The organism is Paenibacillus sp. MBLB1832 (assembly GCF_032271945.1).
GTDB lineage: Bacteria > Bacillota > Bacilli > Paenibacillales > NBRC-103111 > Paenibacillus_E > Paenibacillus_E roseopurpureus.
Map to the genome: position 1 here is coordinate 2,840,203 of NZ_CP130319.1, position 24,105 is coordinate 2,864,307.

At 37.9% G+C, this 24,105-nt stretch carries 25 protein-coding genes; 22 read left to right on the plus strand and 3 right to left on the minus strand.

The window, feature by feature from the left end:
- The first annotated feature begins 138 nt into the window (after positions 1-138).
- The 12 genes from MJB10_RS12535 to MJB10_RS12590 all read left to right on the plus strand — a co-directional run bounded on the left by MJB10_RS12535 (position 139) and on the right by MJB10_RS12590 (position 10,461).
- A complete protein-coding gene (locus MJB10_RS12535) occupies positions 139-1,116 on the plus strand; it encodes a hypothetical protein (RefSeq protein ID WP_314805296.1) in 978 nt (325 codons plus the stop codon).
- A 238-nt stretch (positions 1,117-1,354) separates the two neighbouring features.
- Positions 1,355-1,807, plus strand: coding sequence for an SMI1/KNR4 family protein (locus MJB10_RS12540; protein ID WP_314805297.1), 453 nt, complete (start codon positions 1,355-1,357; stop codon positions 1,805-1,807).
- A 191-nt stretch (positions 1,808-1,998) separates the two neighbouring features.
- A complete protein-coding gene (locus tag MJB10_RS12545) occupies positions 1,999-3,333 on the plus strand; it encodes an SMI1/KNR4 family protein (protein WP_314805299.1) in 1,335 nt (444 codons plus the stop codon).
- A 157-nt stretch (positions 3,334-3,490) separates the two neighbouring features.
- The gene (locus tag MJB10_RS12550) at positions 3,491-3,880 is read left to right on the plus strand and encodes a hypothetical protein (RefSeq protein WP_314805300.1); all 390 of its coding nucleotides are present in this window, start codon (positions 3,491-3,493) and stop codon (positions 3,878-3,880) included.
- A gap of 84 nt (positions 3,881-3,964) precedes the next feature.
- Positions 3,965-4,333 (plus strand): hypothetical protein, encoded by a 369-nt coding sequence (locus MJB10_RS12555; protein WP_314805302.1) that lies wholly within the window; start codon positions 3,965-3,967, stop codon positions 4,331-4,333.
- 336 nt (positions 4,334-4,669) lie between these two features.
- Complete coding sequence (locus MJB10_RS12560) at positions 4,670-5,107, plus strand: hypothetical protein (RefSeq protein ID WP_314805304.1); 438 nt, start codon at positions 4,670-4,672, stop codon at positions 5,105-5,107.
- Between the two features lie 217 nt (positions 5,108-5,324).
- The gene (locus MJB10_RS12565) at positions 5,325-5,612 is read left to right on the plus strand and encodes a hypothetical protein (RefSeq protein ID WP_314805306.1); all 288 of its coding nucleotides are present in this window, start codon (positions 5,325-5,327) and stop codon (positions 5,610-5,612) included.
- Between the two features lie 102 nt (positions 5,613-5,714).
- Positions 5,715-6,191 carry a hypothetical protein gene (locus tag MJB10_RS12570; protein ID WP_314805308.1) on the plus strand — a complete coding sequence of 159 codons (477 nt, stop codon included), beginning with the start codon at positions 5,715-5,717 and terminating at the stop codon, positions 6,189-6,191.
- Between the two features lie 899 nt (positions 6,192-7,090).
- The gene (locus tag MJB10_RS12575; protein ID WP_314805309.1) at positions 7,091-7,882 is read left to right on the plus strand and encodes an ABC transporter permease; all 792 of its coding nucleotides are present in this window, start codon (positions 7,091-7,093) and stop codon (positions 7,880-7,882) included.
- Positions 7,883-7,965: 83 nt separating this feature from the next.
- Positions 7,966-8,688, plus strand: a complete 723-nt coding sequence (locus MJB10_RS12580; protein ID WP_314805311.1) for an ABC transporter permease — start codon at positions 7,966-7,968, stop codon at positions 8,686-8,688.
- A 12-nt stretch (positions 8,689-8,700) separates the two neighbouring features.
- Positions 8,701-9,723 (plus strand): ABC transporter ATP-binding protein, encoded by a 1,023-nt coding sequence (locus MJB10_RS12585; RefSeq protein ID WP_314805313.1) that lies wholly within the window; start codon positions 8,701-8,703, stop codon positions 9,721-9,723.
- A gap of 108 nt (positions 9,724-9,831) precedes the next feature.
- Positions 9,832-10,461, plus strand: a complete 630-nt coding sequence (locus MJB10_RS12590; RefSeq protein ID WP_314805315.1) for a VanZ family protein — start codon at positions 9,832-9,834, stop codon at positions 10,459-10,461.
- A gap of 2,285 nt (positions 10,462-12,746) precedes the next feature.
- Here MJB10_RS12590 and MJB10_RS12595 read toward each other — a convergent pair.
- Both MJB10_RS12595 and MJB10_RS12600 read right to left on the minus strand, forming a co-directional pair.
- A complete protein-coding gene (locus tag MJB10_RS12595) occupies positions 12,747-14,018 on the minus strand; it encodes an IS110 family RNA-guided transposase (RefSeq protein ID WP_314805316.1) in 1,272 nt (423 codons plus the stop codon).
- A 252-nt stretch (positions 14,019-14,270) separates the two neighbouring features.
- The gene (locus tag MJB10_RS12600; RefSeq protein ID WP_314805317.1) at positions 14,271-15,536 is read right to left on the minus strand and encodes an IS110 family RNA-guided transposase; all 1,266 of its coding nucleotides are present in this window, start codon (positions 15,534-15,536) and stop codon (positions 14,271-14,273) included.
- A gap of 309 nt (positions 15,537-15,845) precedes the next feature.
- Between MJB10_RS12600 and MJB10_RS12605 the strand changes: the two genes are divergently transcribed.
- The 9 genes from MJB10_RS12605 to MJB10_RS12645 all read left to right on the plus strand — a co-directional run bounded on the left by MJB10_RS12605 (position 15,846) and on the right by MJB10_RS12645 (position 22,564).
- Positions 15,846-16,640 carry a lipid II flippase Amj family protein gene (locus tag MJB10_RS12605; RefSeq protein ID WP_314805602.1) on the plus strand — a complete coding sequence of 265 codons (795 nt, stop codon included), beginning with the start codon at positions 15,846-15,848 and terminating at the stop codon, positions 16,638-16,640.
- 199 nt (positions 16,641-16,839) lie between these two features.
- Entirely contained in the window at positions 16,840-16,965 is a 126-nt protein-coding gene (locus MJB10_RS12610; protein WP_314805318.1) for a hypothetical protein, read from the plus strand.
- Positions 16,966-17,071: 106 nt separating this feature from the next.
- Entirely contained in the window at positions 17,072-18,238 is a 1,167-nt protein-coding gene (locus MJB10_RS12615) for a hypothetical protein (protein ID WP_314805320.1), read from the plus strand.
- 143 nt (positions 18,239-18,381) lie between these two features.
- Positions 18,382-18,909, plus strand: coding sequence for an AAA family ATPase (locus MJB10_RS12620; RefSeq protein WP_314805321.1), 528 nt, complete (start codon positions 18,382-18,384; stop codon positions 18,907-18,909).
- A 224-nt stretch (positions 18,910-19,133) separates the two neighbouring features.
- A complete protein-coding gene (locus tag MJB10_RS12625; RefSeq protein ID WP_314805323.1) occupies positions 19,134-19,559 on the plus strand; it encodes a hypothetical protein in 426 nt (141 codons plus the stop codon).
- 41 nt (positions 19,560-19,600) lie between these two features.
- A complete protein-coding gene (locus MJB10_RS12630; protein WP_314805324.1) occupies positions 19,601-20,095 on the plus strand; it encodes a hypothetical protein in 495 nt (164 codons plus the stop codon).
- A 143-nt stretch (positions 20,096-20,238) separates the two neighbouring features.
- Positions 20,239-20,775: an orotate phosphoribosyltransferase gene (gene pyrE / locus MJB10_RS12635; RefSeq protein ID WP_314805326.1), complete on the plus strand. Its 537-nt coding sequence runs from the start codon at positions 20,239-20,241 to the stop codon at positions 20,773-20,775.
- 349 nt (positions 20,776-21,124) lie between these two features.
- Positions 21,125-21,715, plus strand: a complete 591-nt coding sequence (locus tag MJB10_RS12640; RefSeq protein WP_314805327.1) for a 2'-5' RNA ligase family protein — start codon at positions 21,125-21,127, stop codon at positions 21,713-21,715.
- A gap of 81 nt (positions 21,716-21,796) precedes the next feature.
- Complete coding sequence (locus MJB10_RS12645) at positions 21,797-22,564, plus strand: nucleotidyltransferase domain-containing protein (protein WP_314805328.1); 768 nt, start codon at positions 21,797-21,799, stop codon at positions 22,562-22,564.
- A gap of 457 nt (positions 22,565-23,021) precedes the next feature.
- Here MJB10_RS12645 and MJB10_RS12650 read toward each other — a convergent pair whose 3' ends face one another.
- Complete coding sequence (locus MJB10_RS12650) at positions 23,022-23,156, minus strand: hypothetical protein (RefSeq protein ID WP_314805330.1); 135 nt, start codon at positions 23,154-23,156, stop codon at positions 23,022-23,024.
- Between the two features lie 115 nt (positions 23,157-23,271).
- On the opposite strand from MJB10_RS12650, the gene MJB10_RS12655 reads away from it, so the two are divergent.
- On the plus strand, positions 23,272-24,105 hold the full coding sequence (locus tag MJB10_RS12655; protein ID WP_314805332.1) for an ATP-dependent DNA ligase: 834 nt from the start codon (positions 23,272-23,274) through the stop codon (positions 24,103-24,105).

Genomic DNA, 24,105 nt, shown 5'->3' on the forward strand with positions numbered 1-24,105 from the left:
CGCGGCCGGCAGCTTCTCCCGTTTTTGTTGAAGTAACGGGCAGGATTGTGTGGGAGTGTTAATAAATAATTGATACAATTGTCTGTTATTCTAGTATATTTGATATATTACTAAAGAATTTAGTTAGGATGTAGATGGATGAAAAATAGAGTATTGATTCAGATAACTTTTAACTATGAAACGAGTGTATTAGAAAAAGACATTTTACAAATCGGTACAAAGTTTTTTGTTCCATCCAAAATGAAGGGTAAGGCTATAACAGGTGGTTCTTATCGAAAATATAACGAAAAAAAATTTATTGACGGTCTGGTGAAAGAAGAAAAAACAGACAATGGATTTATTTATGGTATGAAAGATGAGCTGGGAAACTGGGTTACTTTTACCAAAGCATTACATTATGTCAATGTTTCAATGTGTTTGTTAGATGCAGTTTATGATGATAAGATGATCCAAATCATGAATGAAATAGATACAATAGTTTGCAAATATAATGTAATCGTTGCAAGGGTTTGCTCACTTGAGGACGACTTTTGGCAAAACAACGAAGATCCACAATTTTATGAAGTATACGGAAAATCAATGGAAGGCATCAAAACGAAGTATTCAACGATTTATACAGGTGAGCAAATTATAGATGTGGAATACAATCCTGGTCATTCTCATATAGCAAACGAAATATGGTTTGGATCTTGTTGGTCAATGTGGTTTTCTAAAGGATACTATAAATTCATACCTAAGGAAGTTCTAGAAAGCTTTAAAAGTTGTTTTAAGAACGATTCGTTAAAGGATGATGTAATCAAGATTGTTTTACATCCAAGAGTATGGGACTTTGCATTAACTGAGAACAGAGAGAAACAATGGGCATTTAGAAGATGGACAGGTATAGATGAAGTAGCCCATTATTATATGAACCAGTCAAAAATTAGTAATGACCCAGCTGTAAGTATTGATTCAGAGGTCAACTGTCAACATGGTGGGTTAAAACGTATTACCTACTTTTTCGATAATAAGGATGAAATCGTGCCAAAATCAAAAGCCTATAAAAGTAAGACATACGAATTGGATGAAACAGGTACTGTAATATGGTCATCAGAAGAACTTATGGAAAATAAGTAATAATTTTGTGGATCTGATTGGAAGGCTTCTAAAGGTAACCATTCGTTAAACTAACGGGAAACGATAGCATAATAGACATCAAGAGAAGGCTGTCGGAACGATCGGCAGCCGTTTGCTCACCTAACGGGCAGGATACTTCAATAAATCGTGTTAAAATATGGATATGAGTTAGAGGTTGCAGCAGATGATCAGAATCTCGTTACGGTTTCAAGAATTTCGTATGTAGGAGGCTATACTATTGTGGCGCATTGATCATGAAAATAAATACAAACCACTAGATTTAAATATTGTGGGTGAAGTTGAAACAACTTTGGGATACAAATTACCAAAAAGCTATATAGAATTATTAGGGATTCAGAATGGTGGCGAATTACAAAAAAACGTAATTCACTGTGAAAAGAAAACGGGAACAAAATCTGTTTGCACGGGGAGGTTTTATCCTTTAGAAAAAGTAGCTATTAACTTCCAGGAACATATAAACATAATTGAAGAGCAGTTAGCTTTTAGCGATCATAATAGAGATATCTATCAATCGTATAAAATGATTTTACCTATCAGTGTTGAGAACCATGGTTATGTGTGTTTGGACTATAGAAATTCGTTAACAGATCCATCAGTTGTGTACTTTTATGATGAAGATCTTGTAGACTATTACATCGCATCAAGCTTTGATGATTTTCTGAAAAAATGATTTTCTCTTTATTTAATGTAGGACACGGATAGTTGTGCTAACGAGAGAACATTACTTTAATAAACTACAAAATGATGCTGCCGCCGCGAAACGAGTGGCAGCCTCATTAAGCTATCGGGCAGGATAGTTGAATATCGACGAGGAAGATATATTATGAAATAGAGCACAAAGTAAACTCGAGGGTGATAAATGTGGCTATCGATAGACTGATTGAAGAATGGTCTTCAATACTAGAGAAGATACAAAACAATGGTGGTAAAATAATTGAACTCGCGAAGAGTGAACCCTCAAGCGAATTGGAAATCAAAGATAAAGAATTCAATTTAGGAGTTAATATCCCCAGTGAGTTTAAGAAGGTACTAATTGATTCAAAACAGCTTTATTTTAGATGGTCGTTACCCGATGAAGCAATACTTCCGCAAGAATTTACAGAAATATTTAGTGGAGAAATAGGTTGGAGTCTTGATTGGTTGGAATATTGGGGTGTAGATTCGACAGAAGATTACGCAATCAACTTGAAGGGAAAACTTACTTTTTTTCAAGTTGGAAATGGTGATTATTTAGCTTTTGATTTAAGTATGAATAATGATCATAATCCACCTGTTGTTTATTGGGATCATGAGACAGACAATGTAATTCCTATTGCTCCGTCCTTTATGGAATATCTTAATAAGATGACAGAACTCAGTTGTATTGGTGCAGAGATATGGCAATATGAAGAGTTTATAGGCCCTAATGGGATTGAAACTAAATCTGACAAAGCAGAGCGCTGGAAAAAATGGTTTCAATCATTTCGGAGCCTACGCTTTGAAGAGGCCAGTCAGTCACTCGAATCTATATTTCAATACATTTTGTACCATGGGGAAGTAAAAGCAAGAGAAGTAAACGCACTTCGTCAATTTAATCATTTAGATATTCTTGAAAAGGTTCAAAAGCGGTTACCCAATTGTAATGCAAAAGAATCGAAAGCTTTATGTTTAATAATAGGAGAGGTTGTCAAAAGTGACGCACAAGCATGGGTCAGAACACTGTGGTCAGAGCAGAGTTCTTTAGATACTGCTGATAGGTCGTATTTGACTGCAAGGTGTTTGCCATTTGAGGAAGGCTACCAGTTGGTCATCGAATATTTAGAGGGAATATCAGAATCCAAGGTTAATCCTTATGAAGCTCTAAAGCATTTGTCAGCATTCCAATCAAATCGTGTGATAACTTGGCTTGAGAAGAATGGTCGGCTGCCTGCCACGAACGGTTGGGCTGAACTATTCGCATTTTCATCTCCGACATGGGAAGATATTAATAAGTGGTCAAAAATGGAGACTCGGCATCAATTAACCCTTATTCATGCGCTAGAAGATATGATTCGTGAACGGAAAAAACCATATGATCTCATACAATTGAAGGTCTACGGGGTTCCAAGCAGGGAAAAGCTATTGGACTTATTAAGGAGAATTCTTGAATCTGAGACACTCAACACTAAAAAATCGATTATAATAAAAGTAATAGATAATGTTGAAAAAATCATCTAATATCCTGCATTGTTTTAACAGATAATCGTTCAACTAATGGGAACTATAGTTTAAAGACTTAGGCAGTTTGTCATTCGAACGTCTGGCGCTTACAAACGCGAAGTTAATATTCAAATCCATCCAATAGTAGGTGATGATCCTGCTTCAATTAAAACAAATGAATAAAGTAATTTTCAAAGAAAATTTGTTGAAGACAATTGAGGAAATTTCAATTAAGAAAGAAGGATTGATTTTTACCGATTACAAATTTGTTATAGAGCCTGTGGAGGAAAAAGACAAGCCACTAAATGCTGCAGATGATATGATGAGGCTGCACGTTTTAAGTAAAGAAAATATCGGAAACAGAAGAATAACATTGGACAACACTGTAAATATGCTTTGTGGATTACAACCATTAGTACCTATATGGATAGATGTACGATTCGTCGAAATAATTGAAAATACCGCTGTTATTAAGTTACGTTGTAGCCTAAGATTTAGAAAACCGACTTTATTGAGAAATGCAGAAACTGGACATGCCCCATTTAAAGCAATTATTGATGAATAGAGGATCTTTGTATGCAATTACAATAAATTGATGTTTTCCTGCTCTAACGAGAAAGGAATGCTAAAAATTAAGGGAGGATAATTAGTGAATCAAAATAAGTTTTGGTTTTTTATTGAAAGAGAACTACCAGAAATTACTGAAGACCTGAAACATAGTCTAAATTTACCTGACTACTATAGTGACTATGAAGATACATGGGAATGGTGTGAATCTGTAGCTAGAGATCAAAATGGAACTGATTGTTATTTCGATATAGCAAGAGAACATAATTGGAAGCATGGAAAATATGAATGCCCTGTAATATTTATATTAAAAAATTTCCCTTCAAATATTGAAGAGCTAGGGAATAGAATAATGCAGAAGTTAAAAGTATCAGTGTATTATGGTCATGTAACTTATGAAGACTTTTCAAAGTATACTTATAATATTATAAATAGTTGGTCTTACAAGTAAGATTTATTTTTTGGTATTAAAGAAGTTCTTTGTTAAAAACTCTAACGGAAATTATTACACAACAACAGGCTGCCAGTTTATTACTCGGTAGCCTGTTGAACTATCGGGCAGATTACGTTAATGATAAGTAATATAATCCAAATCAATGTGTAAAAGGGATAATGGGGATTTAATATTCCAAAGATACACTTCGACGAACAGCTTTTTCTTACTGAACTTATTAGTGCTGATGATTACAGTTAATAAAATTTATCAACAATTACCAATCAGGCAAATGTAACTTTTTTCACAATTATTTCGTCTAGGAAGTAACTTTAGAAAAATGGAGGAAACGAATTGAAATTTCGAATGATAATTCTCGTTCTAGCCATTATTTCAGTAATTACAGGTTGTACTGATGGAGTAAAAAAAGGAAATCAACTGACTTTGGATAAAGTAATTACGGCAATAAAGGCCGAAGGACCAGAGTTATTTTCCAAAGGTAAACTTGATGATGAATTTGTTGTTCTTAGCAAGGTGAAACCAAATGTGTTCAGTATCGGAAGTCCACTTGAAGATACAGCTAAGCTTGAGAACATCCACGTTTATATCTTTGATTCTGAACAAGCACGAATAGATGGACTTATAACATTTAATAAGCACCTTGAAACAGCCAAATTAGCGTATTATGTAAAGGCGTATGAACAAAAAAACGCATTGGTCATTTATTATAGCTTCGGTGAGATAGATACAAAGTTCGGTGACAAGATTCAAAAAGCGATGGAAAAGTTATAAAGTTATTTTGGGAAACGATTGTCAATTTAGCCGCCTTCAGCGTAAGGCGGTTATTTTTTGGTCTAAAATCAACTTAATAATTTAACATAGTCATTTATTAAAGTAACGGGCAGTTTAGATGGGTAAGGTTGAAGGAATTTCAAAAATACAATATGTAGGAAAAAAGTTAATTTAAGCGAATATACTTTAGAGGATTACATATCTAGAGGAGGTCAGGATGGGGAGTTTTGCTTTAATCTGTTTAATCGTTTTAACTCCATTAGTTGTAGCGATTTTTTATGGATGCGTATTATTAGACTTTATTAATCCAAGCGCTCTTCAAGTTCAGCTTTTAGGTGTTATTATTATACTGTTCGGAATAATTGTTTTGCTGGCTTTTAAAGATTCTCCTGGATTTGGATTTACATTTGGGCTAATTGGGCTTATTACAGGCATACTCGGATCATTTAGAGAATCTCAAGTGGCTAAACAAGAAAAAGATGATTTAACTAACGAGGAACAATAGTTCAATATCAAGGGCTGCCGCGAGGCAGCCCTTAGCTTAACTAAAGGGCAGATTAACGCAACATTTACCATCCTAATGCGTCAAATTAGAAGAGGTGGATAAATGAGGAAATTTAATGTGTTATTAATACTTTGCATACTAATAACTGGGTGTAGTAGTAGCAAACAGGTTGAAGTAAAAAGCAAATCAATACTTTATGATTTTAGAGAACCTTTTAGCTTTCCATTTGAAGTTAATGAGGTTCGTTCAGAGATCGCAATTGATAATCCAGAATATATCCAACAATTCGTATTTCATTATAAAAACAAGCAGACTCTGCAAGAAATAAAATACATTTTAAGCAAGGTTATTGATAAACCAGAGGAACTACCCAAACAAAGCAAGCAGCCCCTAGAACTTAAAAGTGGGAAACAAGCGTATTACCAAGAAGATATGACTAGCCAATCAATATGGTGGGAAGGTCAAAATGGTTTCTTAGCTCGATTTGTTTATTATATTGACGGAAATCGTGAGCAACTAGGTAGCAATAAATTAGCTCAATCCGACTTCATAGGTTTAGTAAATCAGGTTCAACAGTAATGCAAATAAAAATAATATTCGAGCATGATTGAACTAACTGAGAACTTTAGCTCAATAGTACCTTCGCGGCAGCCGACCAGTTAGATATCGGCTGCTTTTTCATTGAGCTAAGGGGAAGTTACTGAGCTTAAATGAATCCCATTATTCATTGTTTGGGATCTTGTATCCCCGAAATGGAGCGAGTGGTGTGTGAGGTGTTTAAGTAATGTAATTTAAATAAAATCCTAGAATTGGATATGTAATTAGTATCACGTTCTAGGGTTGTTTTAATTTTAATGATGTATTTTAGGTTTTGGTGATTTAATATTTGTTAAATATAGGATATAGTTTAATGAATTTCGGGAGATTTTAACTAGAAAAAAAGCAGGAGGTTCATTCAAGGTGGGGGTCTACTTATTAAAATATCTTTCTCTCAAAAATTTGTTTATCGTATGAACTCATATATAAGTGCTGCAAGTTCAAATTAGTATATGGGCGGCTCTATTTAAAGGACAGCAGGAGATTAGCGGTGTTTATAAAGGATATGATTACTTTTGTTATCGTGAATTCTGTATTAAGTTCGCTTATTTATTCGAATATTGCAAATGAGATTGGGAACAGAGAAGTTAATGGTTCAATTAGTACAGACTTTATTAAACTAATGAATTTATTTAGGTTAGGTTTAACCACTTTCTGAATGAATACTTCTTTTTATATTGATTGGTTTATGAAGGCATTTTTTAAAATGATTTGGGGATGGAGATTTGTATATGGATTCACAACACCCTTGGAACGATAGCTTAGTTTCAACACGTAAAGTCAGACTCCGGATTGAAACGCAGAACCACATAATGAAATCTACGAGATATTTTCATTTCTCCAAAAATTTTATCCTATGAAAATAAGTGAGGGAGAGAGTGATGGGGTTATACATCGAAGTAATTAGGACGGCTTTCAAACAAAGTTTTGCCTATCGGCTGAATACGTACATATCAACGATTACCTCCGTTTTCAGCCTTGTGGTACTAGTAAATATTTGGTCATCGCTGTTTCATAATCAGTCCATGGTTAAGGGCATTCAGTTACCTGATATGATCAATTATATCATCGTAAGTGCGCTGATCGGCAGTTTGATTGACTCTAGTATCCATACGAAAATAGGAACCAAAGTAGTTGATGGATCCTTGTCACTGGATTTTATTAAACCGATGAATTTTAAATTCTATATGTTCGCTGAGCAGCTAGGGGATAACTTATTTAGACTATTGTTCAACACGATTCCAGCCTGCTTGCTCGTCGCACTGATATGGGGATTTCATCCACCTACACAACCTTATCAGATCATTTTCTTTATTATTAGTTTAATCAATGGGCTCATTCTTTGTTATTATTTTAATTTCATTCTTGGGCTGTTCGTATTTTACCTGGATTCACCGTTTTTCATAGATTGGGTTAGCGCCGCCCTGTTCCAATTGTTTGCAGGAGCCTTCGTGCCACTTTGGTTTTATCCGACTTTTCTATACAACATAAGCATGTATTTACCTTTCCGGTTGTTTACTTTCGAGCCGATTTCCATTTTCGTCGGGAAAACAGATTTTTCGGGATCCCTTTCGGTAATTGGCTTACAGTTTCTATGGATAGCTGTGTTTGTTGCTGTGGAGAAAATGCTATGGAACAATGCTCATAAAATCGTCGACATTCATGGAGGCTGAAGATGGAATACTTATCGCTTTACCTCAAATTCGTTCAGATAAAATTTCGTGGGATTGCTGAATATAGAGGTGCCTTTTGGACTATGTATTTCGCAAAATTCATTGGTTTTGCAACGGATTTCATCATGATCTGGCTGTTAGTTTATCGGTTTCAATCTGTTGCAGGATGGAACACCTATGAAATCATGTTGTTGTATGCTCTTAACTTGGTCTCTTATTCGTTTTCTGCTTTTTTTCTGTTTCATCCGTTTACCAAGCTATCGTCGCGTATCCAGTCTGGAGAGTTCGATGAAATTTTAACGAAACCTTTGAATCCCTTTCTCTATTTGGCTTGCAGAGAATTCAGTACGGGGTATCTCAGTAATTTGACTGTGGCTTTTTCAGTTCTAGCGTTCACGTTCTTCAAGTTACAAATCCCATTATCGCCAGCAAATATTGGTTTCCTAATTGTGACAGTGCTGGGCGGTTCACTTATCCAAGGTGCGGCCTTCATATTAACAAATACGCCTTCTTTCTGGATCGTGAAGAATAACCGACTCCAGTCTCTGCTTATGGGAGTTCCTAGTAACTTTGTTCGTTATCCCATTACAGCCTACAATAAGGCGATTCAAATCATTTTGACTGTGGTTCTGCCTTATGCTTTTATAAGCTACTATCCTGCTCAGTTTTTTTTGAAAAAGCAGGAAACGGTGCTCTTTCCACAGACGCTCCAGTATATGACGCTTGCTGTGGGTGGCGTCCTCTTTTTCATCGCATACCAATATTGGAAGCTAGGTCTTAAACATTACAACAGCACAGGATCGTAAGGAGGAACTAACATGGAATTAATTGAGGTTTCTGAGGTCTCGAAGGAGTTTCTTGTATATAAGCGAAAAAAAGGATTTTGGAACACACTTGCTGGTCTTGTTTCGAGGGAATATGAAGTAAAGAAAGCGGTAAATCAAGTCAGTTTTTCTATAACTAAAGGAGAAATGGTCGGATACGTTGGGCCAAATGGCGCAGGTAAATCAACGACGATCAAAATGCTATGTGGTATTCTAACACCGACTTCTGGACAGGTCATAGTTGATGGCCGGTTGCCTTATGAAAGCCGTAAGGAAAATGCACTTCGAATCGGCGTTGTTTTTGGGCAACGATCACAGCTTTTCTGGGATTTGCCGATGGGAGAGACGTTTGAGCTTTATAAAAAAATGTACAAGATTGAGGACAAACGCTACAAGGAAAACTTGGAATATTTTATCGAGCTGCTTGAGATGGAAGAGTTTCTAAATCGTCCTGTCCGCCAACTAAGTTTGGGTCAAAAGATGAGAGCCAACTTAGCGATTTCGATGCTCCATGATCCGGAAATTGTGTATTTGGATGAGCCAACGATCGGACTAGATGTCCTAGCCAAAAGTAGGATTCGCCAGTTTCTACGTGAAGTTAACCGTCAAAAAAAGACGACTGTGATTCTAACAACGCATGATATGGATGATATCGAGCAAATTTGCGACCGCCTTATTATGATTGACAGGGGACAGCTGCAATTTGACGGTAAATTGGATGAATTCAAACGCACTTACAGTGGCGGGTATATGCTTATCGTTGATTTCAAAGATGAGAGCGCCTTGGTTAGCGACCCACGTTTGAAATTGGTAAAGCAGGAGGGGCCAAGGAAGCATTTTTCTTTCCATAAGGAAGATATTAGTGTTGCCGAAGCAGTTTCTCACATCACTGGGCGTCACCAAATTGATGATTTGCAAATTAAAGAGCCCGATATTGAAGAAATCATCAAGTCGATGTATGTACGGCAATCTAACCATGACAAATATGATGGGAAAAATGTTGTGAATCTCGCTTGAAATATCGATAGCACAATAAACAGGGAGCAGATTGCCGCGGCAGATACTCCCTGTTTTTATTAAAGTAACGGGCAGGATAATGGAAATCATTTGAAGAAATTAAAGGGGATGGATAAACAAGATTCAAAGGAGATGTACTTAATGCCATTAGGAATCCATATCGAGTTTCGTCTTCCTCTACAAATAATCGTCATGGTTACTGTTATCATTTTTTATCTTGTCGTTAAAATACGGAAACAAACGTTTTCTTGGAGATCGTGTTTAATTCAACTTTCATTCGTGTATTATCTACTTAAACTAATTTCTGTTACGTTGTTTCCTATCTATATTGGATTAACAGATGCGGGAAACATTCAAATTCTTCCAGATAGTAACTTCATACCTTTCCGAAGTTTTTTTAATTCAATAAGAATTGGAGAAGGGCTTCGTCAAAACGGAGGAAATATCGTCATGATGTTCCCACTAGGTTTCTACATTCCATTATTACGAAAAGGGTTTGTTTCCTTTCGTAAAGCAATATTCACTGGCATTTTGGTATCAGCTTCGATCGAGGGTTTACAGGGGGTTGAGAATGTCATTTTCGGCGGAATGGATACACGAATCGTTGATATAGATGATGTGATTCTAAATACAATTGGTACAATATTAGGGTATGGAGTTACTCGTTTAATATATATATTTCTCAAACAATTTCGACCCAAAACGTACATACATGAAAAGTTAAATATTGGTGACTGAAAAATTTGAACAGATGCCCTAACTCACAGAACGCCTTTCACCCCGCTAACGGGCAGATTACTTCAATACTCTGAGCTCATAGTCTCTTAAGGAAATTAAGGATATTCGATACTGGAGAATGGTTATAATAGGAGAGATATTGCCATAAGGAGTTTTAAATAAAAAGGAGCTTTATAATGGGGATCATAGGGAATATTATCAGCATACTTATTACATTTTACTTATTAAAGACAACTAAGTCCGCATACGTATGGAAATTAGCTTTTATCATGACATTTATATATTTGATTATTTTTTTTAACATAAACAAATATTATATCTCACTGAATTACAGTCCTTTGTCTGTTTTCACTTTGCTAGTAGGTATCATTTATGGAGCCATCTTTTTTAAATTTTCGTTCAAGAAAATATTCTCGTGATCAGCCATTGTTGAGCTAAATGTACTTTTTTTAAACTCATTAAGCGCTATCGGGAAACGAGAATTCAATTACAACTAAGTGAAGCTGCCGGACGTTTTTCGGCAGCTTTTGTTACGTATACGGACAGTATAAGTTAGCGGTCTTGAGTTGATAATGAAGGATACAACACAACATTAAAGAAAATGAACCCAAAGGAAATCACAGGAGCGAGAACATAACAATGAGGAAAATGATTAAGTCCATTCTTGTAAAAGTAGTAATCGCCGCTATCTTGACAATCATACTCAGCGCTGTTCTTTATTTTTTAGGTCGTGGTCCGAATCCGATTGGGATCTTTATCTTTATTATGATTATACTCTTCTTTTGGGATTGGTTATTATGGGGAATAATAAATCGATGATAAATTAGATTGAACACTACAGGGTGAACGATAGTGGAGGAGCTTGCTTGTTGGCGGGCTTCTTTTTTATTTCTTGAAGTATCGGGCAGCATTCCTATTATGTAGAAATACGAGGTTTGAAAACAAAAAGGCTCCTTGGTATGATGTATTTGAATCAGTTGCTTACCAGTGACAGAGCCAGTAGCGTTAGAAGGCTTCGAGAAGTAGTTTGTAAATTGGTTCAGGAAGATCTTTGTCGGTGTCAAGAACCTTGTCAGAATGAAGTCCGCGTATACCGTGGGCTTTTTTATTTACCTCCTCAAGTTCTTGTCATTTGGTGATGATGTAACTTGCTAACGAGCAGTCTTGCTATAAATATAAGCAGGTACTAGATGAAAATAGTACTAATTAATTAACCCCAAATACTGTATTCTTCTGTTGTAGGAAAGAGTTAATACAGGCAAAATTTATTGGGGAGTGAAGATATTGAATAATAATTTTCATCCGAATATGACTAATTTATTCTACATTAAGTGTGCAACATTTCTTTTTCTAAATGTGTTAATTGGAATGTTTTCAGTAACAGTTTTTATCTTAGGGTTTTCCTTTATCTTTCATTTTATGGGACCGTCACCAACTGAGTTGGAATGGTTTCTTTGTTTACTTATATGGTCTGGATATATTATTTGTTGTCTTTGTTTAAATATTTTTATTTTCAGAAGGATGAGTACTGGTTTTCGGTGGGGGATGTTTATATTAGGGATATGTATTATAACAATTAGCGGAATCTTATTTGGTGGAATAGTAGCTGAACACTTTTCATTTTAAATCCACATTGAATAACATGCTAACTGCTACGCTCCCTCGGTATGATTTGATTTTCTCACGCAAGCTCGTCTATTCGCAGGATTTCATCCCTTTAGGTTTCAATGATAAATGAAGGATAGCGAGATATATTAGGATGTGTCGTTAAAAAGGCATGCGGGAACAAAGGTGGAGTTGAATCACCCAATTCATTCCAAATGCTGCACGTATTCTCCACGGTGCCCTTAGCGATTTTCACTCCCATGTCTCAACGGGTCAATAGCCCTTACATTCCTCCCTCAGAATGATGAGATTTTCTTACGCATGCTCGCTAGTTCGCAGGATTTCACATCTCATAGAAGTGGTGAACGAAAGAATCAGGTTGTAGTGGGAGTCCCCTTGAAACATGAGGGCATGCGGAAATAGAGGGATATCTATAAATTCCCATATTGTTCCATGTTCTGCACGCTGCTCCATGTTTCCCTCGGTGGTTCTCCCTCCCATGACTCAACGGGTCAATGTACCCTGTCATTCCATCGTTATACCTATCCAAGGGATGGAGGCTGATCTGCTTCGTTAACGGGTCTGTGCCCTTAAGGAATGAGAATTCAGTACTCGGGTGCTTTCTTTGTCCGAAATCCTGCGAACAAGCCAATTTACGTTATTTAATGAGATTATTCTACTCAAGCTGCGATTGCAGCAGTAACTACCTTCTCAGGATTGTAAGTTTGTTCTTGACGAGTAATACCTACCAGAATTCTTGCCAGCTTCCCACATAATTTAATGATAGAATGTATCTTTTTCATCTTTTTGGTTCGAGTGTAGTGATGGTGGAGAGATCGAAACTCCTCATTGTTCACAACTAGGTGCAATACAGCTAAATACAAGAACTTTCGAAGACCGGAGCGTCCTCGTTTAGTAATACGAACCTGCCCCTTATGCTTGCCAGAACTATCTTCGCCTAAATGTAGCCCCGCGAGACGGAGTACTTGTTGGCCATGGCGATACATACTTAAATCCCCAGTCTCAGCTAAAATACCAGCTATTGTGATTTTACCGATGCCTGGAATTGTCAATAAACTTTTGGCTTGTGGAATCTCTTTCATTAGGGAAATAGCTTCTTGTTCAAGCTCTCCCAATTGTGTTGTCAATCGTTCATACTGATCTAGCAGAAACAACAGGGAACGTTTCACTTGCTCTGGGGCGACATTCTGAGCAATGGACTGCTGGGCCTGTTCCACCAGCACTTTAGCGAACGATATACTTGCTCTGCGTTTCATATGAGGTTTCCAACTGGCATAGATTTCTTCCGGAGAAAGGATCTTTAGTTCGGAAGGTAATGGGAACAACCTAAGGGTTACTAGAGAGGTTTTACAGCTCCAATCTTTGAATACTCGATGATACTCTGGGAACCAAATATCCAACCAGCGATGAATCTGATTCTGGATCGAGATGAACTGTTTAATGACAAACTCTCGGTCGCTCATTAAAACACGAAGTGCTTGATATTTCCCAGTTGGCAACCGTAAGGGGGAGTAATAACCATTCTTCACCATATCGGCTATAACCAGAGCATCTTTCAGATCACTTTTGGTTGGGGAATTATCTCGATTCTCCTTGTTGCTTTTAACGTGATAAGGATTAACAGTCACTACTTCAAAACGCTGTTCTAAAAGCCACCAGGCAAGGTTAAGCCAGTAATGACCTGTTGGCTCCATACCAACCATAACACTATTCTTGTTATGTTCTTTTTGTAACGATTTGACCCAACTTAATAGTTTTAGATAACCCACATCGTCATTTTTAAACGAACAAGGCCTGCCAAGCTCAATACCACGGTAAGTTACAGCTCGAGCGACTTGTGTCTCTTTGGCAATGTCGATGCCGATAACAATGTGATTACTGGTGATACGTTCTATCCGTTGATTTTGAGCATACTGTTGTTTGAATTTCATAGTAAAGCTTCCTCCTCGATAGTGAAATAGAGCGATTGACCCTGTACATAATTCCATCTTACGAGGAGGCTCCATTTTTTTCAAAGCGGAAAATTAACGCTCTACAGGAATGCTTCGTCACATCTATCCAAGGGGTGGAGGTCGGTCTTTCTAACGGAACGGGTCGGAGCCCTTTTGCGTAACGTATCCCGATACTCCGTGCTTTCTTTTTCTCCTGCGAATACGCCAACTTGCGTGAGGTGAGGTTTAGTTTTAAGCTGCTAGTGCAAAGATTTTATCAGGGTTATAAGCTTCATCACTACGAGCCATTCCTACTAAGAGTCGAGCTAGCTTTCCACATAGCTTCATGATAGACTTCATCTTTTTAAGCTTTTTTACCTGAACATTGTAGTGGTGTAAGGCTTTAAATTCTTGGTTACTCATGACCATACACATCGTAATTAAATAGAGAAAGTGACGCAGACGTGGACGACCTCGTTTGCTGAGTTTCAGTTGTCCCTTCCATTTTCCAGAGCTTGCTTCGGTTATATTAAGTCCTGCGTGACGGAGTAGAGCATTCCCGTGGGCATAACCTCTAAGATCCCCAGACTCTCCTAAAACACCAGCTAGAGCAATAGGACTTATTCCAGTAATGGCAAGGATTTTGCCTGAATAGGGGATTCGTTCAACAACGTCTTTGGCTTCTTTTTCTATCCTCTGCAGTTGTTTAGTGGCTAAGTCATGCTCCTCAAGGAGCTGCTCTAGATGAAGTTTGTAAGCATGTGTTGCCTGCTTAGATCCAACAGATTTCTTGGCAAGTTCGATGAGTAGATGAGCTCTACGCACACCAGAATGCCGCTTCATTGATTTCTGCCATCCTTTAATGACATCGTCAGGACTAAGTTTACATAGCTCTGCCGGGAGCGGAAAAAGCCGAAGAGTTAATAACGCACCCTTACAAGTTAAGATCTTAAAGACTTGTCTCAGTTCAGGGAAGACAATGTCGACCCAGCGGTGAATCTGGTTAACGGCACTTACGAGTCGTTTAACGACCGTATCTCGGTTAGCCATAAGCACTCGCAGCTCCTCGTATTGGGAAGAATGAAAGCGGACAGGGGAGTAGTAGCCGTTTTTCACCATGTCGGCAATAACTAAAGCATCTTTTTTGTCGCTTTTAGAGCGTGTATTGTCGCGGTTTTCTTTATTCTTTTTAACTAGATGAGGATTAACAAGTACGGCTTCAATTTCGTTGTTTTTAAGCCACCCAGCAAGGCTTAGCCAGTAATGGCCGGTCGGTTCCATACCAACAATTATTTGAGTTAGTTTGTACAAAGTTAACAAGTCACGAATCCAACGGTGGAGAGACTTGAATCCATCTTCGTCATTACTGAACTCAAGAGGATTGCCTAGAGCGACACCGCGAAAGTTAACGGCCCTAGCAACATGGGCCTCCTGAGCAATGTCTATACCAACAACAATATGATTAAAGGTAATGTTTTCAATGAGTTGATTTTGCTTATCTTGTGATTTAAACTTCATAATAGAGCGTCCTCCTGGATGGGATTTTTGAGGCAATGACCTCGTGCGTAACCCCATCGTACCGAGGCGCTCGTTTTTTTACAAAGCCGAAATTTATCCATCTACAGGAATCTAACGAAAAACGATAGCGCGGCGGTGGAACCAATCCATCGCTTGTTTTTGTTTTTGTGAGATCCGCTCAACTAAAGGGCAGAAGAGTTAAACAAAGGATTGATGGAAAGCCAAGGAGTTATTCGTAATAACTTGAAGTATATGGTAAAATTAGAGGCGGTTAGCGTATTTCAAAAAGGATGGGGGTTATCTTACTTGATTGAACGAATCGTTTTAATTTCAATACTTACATTAATCATCCATTCCGCCGAGACACTCTCATATGCAGTGCGAATGGCAGGAATAAGAACAGGTAAGCTAGCTATAGCACTCTCTTTAACTGGTATGATTGTTCTAGTTTCAAGAACGTCAAATATTGCTCAGGGAACTATGACGGGAAAAGTTATTGATTTTGCTAAAAGCCATTTGGAATTTGACCTTGCTGGAAACTTTCGAATTATATTAGCTGCGGCTTCCCTAGGTACACTAATAGCAATAGCATTGTTTCCTACATTTGTAGCGTTATCTGGACGCTTGATATCACATTTGGAGAAGGCTGGATCTGTCCCTAAGATGTTTAAAGATGCACTCCGAGCCGATGTGATAAGAAATGCCTCCTACCATATTCGAATCCCAAAATGGGAAATGGTTCAACGTCTTGGAGTAGGTGGGTTCCCAAGACGCTTAATACTTATGAATTGTTTAGTAACAGCAATTTATACAGTAGGTGTATTGGCAGCTCTATATGCAACGTTTTTACCTGGACAATACAGTATAGGAGCATCTCAATCTTCGGGATTAATAAACGGAATGGCAACTATACTTTTAACATTGCTTATTGATCCACAAGTGGCATTATTGACAGATAAGGCTTTGAGAAAAGAGGCGAAGCTAACATCAATTAATAAAGTTTTTGGATCTCTAATGCTCTCTAGATTTTGTGGCACGGTATTAGCACAAATAATATTCGTACCCGCAGCTTATTGGATTAAATGGATCGTCCCTTACTTGTGAACTCAAGAATGATAGTATAGAGTTATTCAACTAACGAGAGAAACGATAGCGGAAGAGAGGCTGCCTTGAGGTAGCTTCTTTTTGGTATCCATTCAACTATCGGGCAGAATTGTTTAATAAATCCTATCCATTGAAGCCAAAACAGTAACTCACTATTATTGAAATAATCGAACTTAGAGGGAATATGGGAGGTTTTGAAATGGATAGAAAAAACACTTGTAATGAAATTGCAGGAGAATACGATAAGTACAGACCAAGCTATCCAGATGTATCCTTCATAAAATGGGGTATTAGCTTGAAAGAAGGATTTACCCTTAGAGATTGATTATTTGATGCCAAGTACCCAACTACCCACCAGAGGGTGGTTTTTCTGTTTTGCATTTTCAGGTAGAATGGTATTAGGCTACCGAAACCTGAAATGAGGACTCATAATGAACCCATATATTCTAGACAGCTCCCTGCTTGAGGGGTTTAAGCAAGCAGTACACGATCATGACGATTTCTTAATTAACACTTACAAAAACTACAACGGCAAGAACCTAATGAACCTGATTTTCTCAGCAAAGGATTGGCTATCGGTCAGCGTGAACGGGTTGCCGCACATCAACCTGAATCACCAAAATGATGATTTCCGTTCGCTGAATGTTTTACAGCTGATTATGGCATACGATCTTGTCCTTCAATCCATCGAGCAGCTCCATCGTGTGTTCGAAATGGAACACCCACTAAAGAAGGACAATTCGGTATTTAACGAGGACATTCCTGACGATACGTACTTCGCGCAAATCCGGGCAAGCTTCGGGGCGCATCCGGTCGATTTAAGAAGTGCAAATGGAAGAAAGAGCGCAGATAAATACTTCGCTTCTTGGTCTAGCGATGTAGGGGGTAATGGTGACTATACGGTTTACCACTACAGCAACAATCCCGATGATGATAAACCAATCCCTCTTTCAATGAGTTTTGCAAAAATTCATGAGTATACAGTAAAGCGATACTCCCTCTTATCGAATGTGGTAAGCGTAATTGAGGAAAAGAAGGGTAGCTTTGTCGAGAAGCAGCGGCAGCGGACTATTAAGCGCAGTTCTGACATTGTTGAGCAACTGAAAATACTTTTAGAAGAAAACAATGCTCGGATATGTGATAAATCTGGGTATCAATTTGAGATCGAGACGATGATTAAGCTGTTCACGGCTCCGCAAGACTTTCCCGAGCGTGAAAGGGAAGAGGTAGCTAAGTACCTGACTTCCCTTAAACTATTAGTCAATGAACTGTATGATGCACTCCAAGGCATGAAATTTGGAGATGAAGATGATGACACTGACTCCGAAGATAATCTGTCCCATTATTATCTATTGCACTCGAGACCGAGCAGGTTCAAAACGGTATCCTATGACCTATCCAAAGTATTTGAGTACCTGAACAATCCTTATTATTATCAATCATTACTGGAGTATCATATCAAGCGTCTCGTTGATGCAGGGGTATTGCCTCCTTTCGTAAGCTTAGAAACAAACAAGTTCGACCTGCAGCTCCTACTGTTGTCGAGAATTGCTTCGACAGATCAAGGGGAGTGGGGTATAGGGGTAGAGGGGGCATAACTTTCCCATGATGTTTGGTGAAAATAAAGTGTTAGCTTCACGCGGTAGCGCTCAACGAACGGGCAGATTTGCTCAATAGTCCCCTGATTAATATGGTACAATATCCCATAAGTACGAGTTGATAATTGAAGTGGGGAATGTTAATGCAAACTGTTTATATATTGTCAGGACCAGCAGGAGTAGGGAAGTCAACAACTTCAGGTGCACTACTGAGGGCTTTAAATAACTGTGCGTATATCTCAGGTGACGATGTAAGTCATATGCACGTTAGTGGTCGTCAAAAGCCCTGGGAAAGCGAATCCGAGTTGTCTCTTATTTGGAGTAATATTTTGAGTTTGACTCAAAATTTTGTTAACAATAGAATCGATGTTGTTATAGATTATGTAACTTTTCCAGATGAGGCAAATTGGTTAAAAGACAAATTAAAGGCATTCACCATTAATGTTGTCTATGTGGTTTTATGGACTGACCATGAGACCTTACTAAAAAGGGACCAGATGAGGACACCTGAACACCAAATGGGGGAACGGTGCCTCATTTTAATTGATGAATTTAAAGAGTCGGGATTAAAAAATAAACATTTGCTCAATACAAGCAAGAAAAATGCCGATGATATCCATCAGGTTATCGAGGAGATTCTTAACAATCAACAATACAAGTTAGAAGATTAAGCTAATGAAGGAACGATAGTTCAAAAACAAGGGACAGATCGCCGCGGCAGGCACGCTGTCCCTTGTTTTATTGAAGTAACGGGCAGGATAGTTACAATATTTGGTGAATTATTTTAGTAGCTCATTTGGAAATTAATTGCGCGGTAAGGTGTAAGTATGAAAGGTTTATTTGCTTTGAGAAATATCAAAACAGAGTAAAGGACTGAATCAAAATTACAAATACGATGTGGCAAACTATCTATAAAAAAGCAAACAATCGGACAACTCGCGAGGAAATTGACGAGTTGCTCACTTCACTTGAAGACGGTGACTGTAATTTATCGGATGATGAAATTACAGTTAAAGTGGGGTGTTTTATTCCCAGTCAAGGTTGTGAGGGGGCCGCAAATGGCTATTTAGAGCTGCTAGCTGCCGTATCACCTCTTCGAACCAATATAACTCAAAACCTTCTTATCATCGCACTCCAGCCTATTTATTATATGGGTTATGAGGAGACAGAAAGCCTTTGTCAGTACATAGCCGCGGTAGCAAGAGAGGGACTTTACTTAAACAATGATCAGCAAAAAGTACTATCGGATTTAGCCACGCAAAAAACACTTATTGAATCTGCCTTTACAATGTTGCTACAGTTTGAAAAAACGTATCAATAAAGCTAAAGAGCTTTACATCGTGGGGTTACCTCGAAGAGAATATGCCTTTTAGAACGGAGAGCGTTATGAGGTTTGAATATGAACTTACAGGTATTGGTTGGGCCGATGGCAGTATTGAAATGAACTCAAGTACGGTTTACTTCTCTACAAGTTATATAACTGATGCACTTAATGACATGTTAAAAGCAATTAATGCACTTATTCCAGAAGTCAGCCCATACTCTGTTTCAAGGGTCCAATTTGAATGGAATGAGGAGCCAGGTGGAACTGTTTGGACATTAAGTAAAATTGATAATGATTCCCTGCGTGTACAAATTATATCTTTTGAAAATTTACGTAATAAGAAACAAAAAGTTATTGAACTAGATGAAACCTGTTCTATTTTGGAGTTTACAGGAGCAGTAGTTCAGGCACTGGACCTATTGCTGAAGCAATATGGTCGAGAAGGCTACAAAGAAAAATGGGTTAATAATGACTTCCCAATGGATAGATACTTGAAGTTAAAAGGTTTCACTTCGAAAAAGAGATTAAGCTAACGAGGAACGTTTCTTCAATAAACTACAAAATGAGGCTGCCGCCGCTTCAAACGAGTGGCAGCCTCATTACGTTAACGGGCAGTAATATTCAGCAAGATGTCCTTATGGTAAAATAAAGAAAATATTTTAGATGGGGTGTAAAAATGGACAGAATCATATTAGCAAATGAGATTTATAAGACGGCACATTTAACAGGTACCTTCAAATTAAGGTCAGGAAAAGTGTCTAATGATTACTTTGATAAATATTTGTTTGAATCTAATCCGGTTTTGTTAAACGAAATCGCTGAACATTTATCAAAGTTAATCCCAACTGGCACCGAAATACTTGCGGGTCTTGAAATGGGTGGTATTCCTATAGCGACAGCATTATCACTTAAAACTGGCATTCCAGTTACCTTTGTTAGAAAAAAAGCTAAAGAATACGGTACTTGCAAACTTGCAGAAGGTATCGAAATTCAAGCGAAAAATGTCTGTATAATTGAAGATGTCGTGACTACAGGTGGACAAATATTGTTGAGTGCTGATGATTTGAAGGAATACGGTGCTATTGTTAAAAATGTGGTGTGTGTAATCGAACGAGAACAGCAAGGAAGAGATAATCTAGAAAATTCAGGCTTATCATTTTTATCCTTGTTTAAGATGGAAGAACTCATTGAGGCAAGTTCAATAACTCGTTGAACGGAGAACTATAGTTGAGGGGCTTGCTTCGCGGCAGTTCCTCGGCAGCCTTCTAAGAATTAGTAAAGCCAATCGGAGAGAGGACCGATTGGCTTTTTGTTGGAGCAAGAGTATGTCTAGTTGACATTATTAGTAATTCCATTATTATGGTAATTTAATCCAGAGTTTTTTGGGGGGCAACGGTCACTCAGCTAACGAGAGAAAATAGAGTTCAAAAACAAAAGGGCTGCCGTGTGGCATCCCCTTCACCCCGCTAACGGGCAGGATTCTTCGATAAAAAAATACTTACCCTTGAAGAGTGTAATTTCCATAGGTTACAATTCATTCTATATAATGAGGAGGGGAATAAATGTTTGCATGTATTGCATTGTTGCTTGATGATGAAGCACATAATTCGATCAGGAAAATGTTGTATAAAGTTTTAAGCGAAGGTAACTACGGAATAGAGTCTGCTTTACTACCTCAGCATATTTCACTAAAGCAATCGTTTAATACTTTAGATATTTATGAGATTGAAGATTACTTTGATCGGTTTGTTAAAGAGCTATATTCATTTGAATTAACCTTTAATAAAGTTGATTTAATCAATATGGGAAGCAAAGGAAAGGAATCACAAGTGTTATGGGTAGATATTGAAGAAAATATGCATTTAAGAAACATTCATAATAAGCTAAATTCAGAATTAATGAGTCAGTATTCCGTTCCAATGTCTGGATTTGACGGACATGAGTTCCATTTCCATTCGACATTAACCTATGGCTATAACCAGTATCAAGAACTTGAGAAAGTGAAGAATGAAGTCAATTTAAGCTTCTCCAAGATAAAATTTAATGTGAAAAAGGCAGTTTTATTATATTCCCTTGAAGATCGGGTTCGGGCGGGGAGTTTTATAACTTATAAGATACTTCCCATTCAAGGTGGAAGAAGCACATACATATGATCATTGCACTAACGTAAGATCAATACTAAAACAGGCTACCGCGGATTATTCTCGGTAGCTATTAGATTAGGAGAAGTCTATATGATATTAGAAAAAGTTATAAATAAAATTGTAATACAAAGTGAATATAAGGATTTTGTTGATAAGTATATAGATAATATACTTACCGAATTTAAAGGTAAGGTTCATAGCATTTATATGTGTGGCTCGATTCCAAAAGGAACTGCTAAACCTTTTAAGTCAGATGCAGACTTTACTATCGTATGTGTAAATCCCAAAGATATTGATTACGAAAGATTGTCAAAAATTAAAGACAGGCTTTTGGAAGAATATCCAGTATTAACTAAGATTGATACGATAATTTGCTCGATTGACGATGTATTAAGTAAGCCAAATGAGTGGGGTTTTTGGGTTAAGATAATTTGTGTTTGCATATATGGTCATGACGTTGGTGAAAAAGTACCACCGATAATTATTTCTCCAGAGTTCATTTTAGACTTAAATAAAGAGACCAAGGAGGAAGTAAATCGCATACATAGTTTACTTTCTAATGCTAGTGATAACACAATGAAAACTAGATATATTAAAGGTTACTCTAAGAGATTAATTCGTGCATTATACTCTTCGGTTTTAGAAGATACAGGTATATGGCAAGATGACATTATTAAGATGAAGAATGCCATATTAAACTATTGTGAGATTGACTCCGCTTTAGTTGATTACCTGCATGCTTCTTACTTGGATAGTAATGTACTTGTTGAAGAGTTTCTGGGAATTGCAGATGAAGTAAATAGCTATTTTGAGAACGCCTTAAAAGCAATGGCTGCTTCCAGATCTTCCTTCGGCTAACACCATATTGACGCTCTGGGTCACTCTGAGAAGCGAGTGACCACATCCAGCCCCTTAAGCCCGTCGGGACGTCACTGCATTAGGTGTTCGGCAAGCCTTATAACTATAAGCAGCGACTCTAATTAAAACATAAGACTATTGAGCTAACTGGGAACTATAGTTCAACAAACAGGGAGTAAATTGCCGCGACCGGCAGCTGCTCCCTTTTTCATTGAAGTAACTGGCAGAATTTTATAGCTTTGCTTAAATAATAAGGGTAACTTTGGGGATGCCAAACGCCTCATACATGCTTATTTCAGGCTGTGACAAAAAAAATTTCACGGAGCTGGCAAGTGAGCTTCATCCGTACACAGAGGAGGATTTACTGAACCTGCCACGATACAATAGCTTGAAATTAATCAAATGCAAGGATGGTTATGCGAGGTTTATCACTAAATTGCCGAAACCAATATAAAACCTACTCCTCTTCTACTTTTCCTTTTGTATCTGATTTAACCTCATCTTCGACAAGATCATCCTGATCACTTCCCCATATATAATCATAGTTATTTAAATCAGATTTATTGTCAGAGTCGGTTTTCTTTGTATCCATCTATCTTCACCTCTTTTCTAAATAATGTTAGGGAAGGGCGGGAGGAACCTTCCCTTCAAATACCATTAGTCATGAATATCTCTAAGGTGTAACATTATTATGGGTGATGAAGAAAATGTTTATTCCTCCAATGTTACTTCAATACAGTAAAAACAATCTTCCGTTTGACGATTCTTCCATGCTGGCCGAATTAAAATGGGACGGAATAAGGCTGATCGTTTCAAACTTGGATGAACTAAATTTATATACGAAGAGCACGAATGCAACGGCGAAATACCCAGAGCTTCACAATCCTCCGATCCCCAAAGGGACAATTCTTGATGGGGAAATGGTCGTGCTAGATGAGCAAGGCCGCGCGGACTTTGAAGCTACGAACGCGGGTTTTAGATCACGTAAGAAGCGGCAACCAGTAGTATTTATGGCTTTTGATATCTTAATGCACCGCGGCGTAGATGTTACGGCAGTGCCACTTGAGCAGCGCAAGCAGCTACTTTATGAGACGGTTCAGGAGAATGAACATTACCGGATTGTGCGGCCTGTTGACGGCAGCTCCAAATCTTTCTTTGATCTAGTGTGTAAGCATGGGCTCGAGGGCATAGTCGTTAAGAAGAAAATGAGTAAGTACGAGAGAGCTCAGCGCTCTTGGTCCTGGCAAAAGGTGATTAACTATCAGCAGACAGAAGTCTTCATAACAGGTTATAGCAAAAAGGAACACTCATGGCTGCTTGGCTATCCAGATGGTGACCGGATCCACCCGATCGGTGCAATGGAACTAGGAATAACACCGTCAGCGCGGCAGTCGATGTGGCCTGTGTTTCAAGCTTATAAGAGTGGAGAGAGCAAGGATCACGTCTATGTGCAGCCAGTTGTACGCTGCAAGGTGAAGTATCGGGATTGGTATAAGTCCGGAGCGATGCGGTTGCCGGTGTTTGAAGAGTTTATTGTTTAG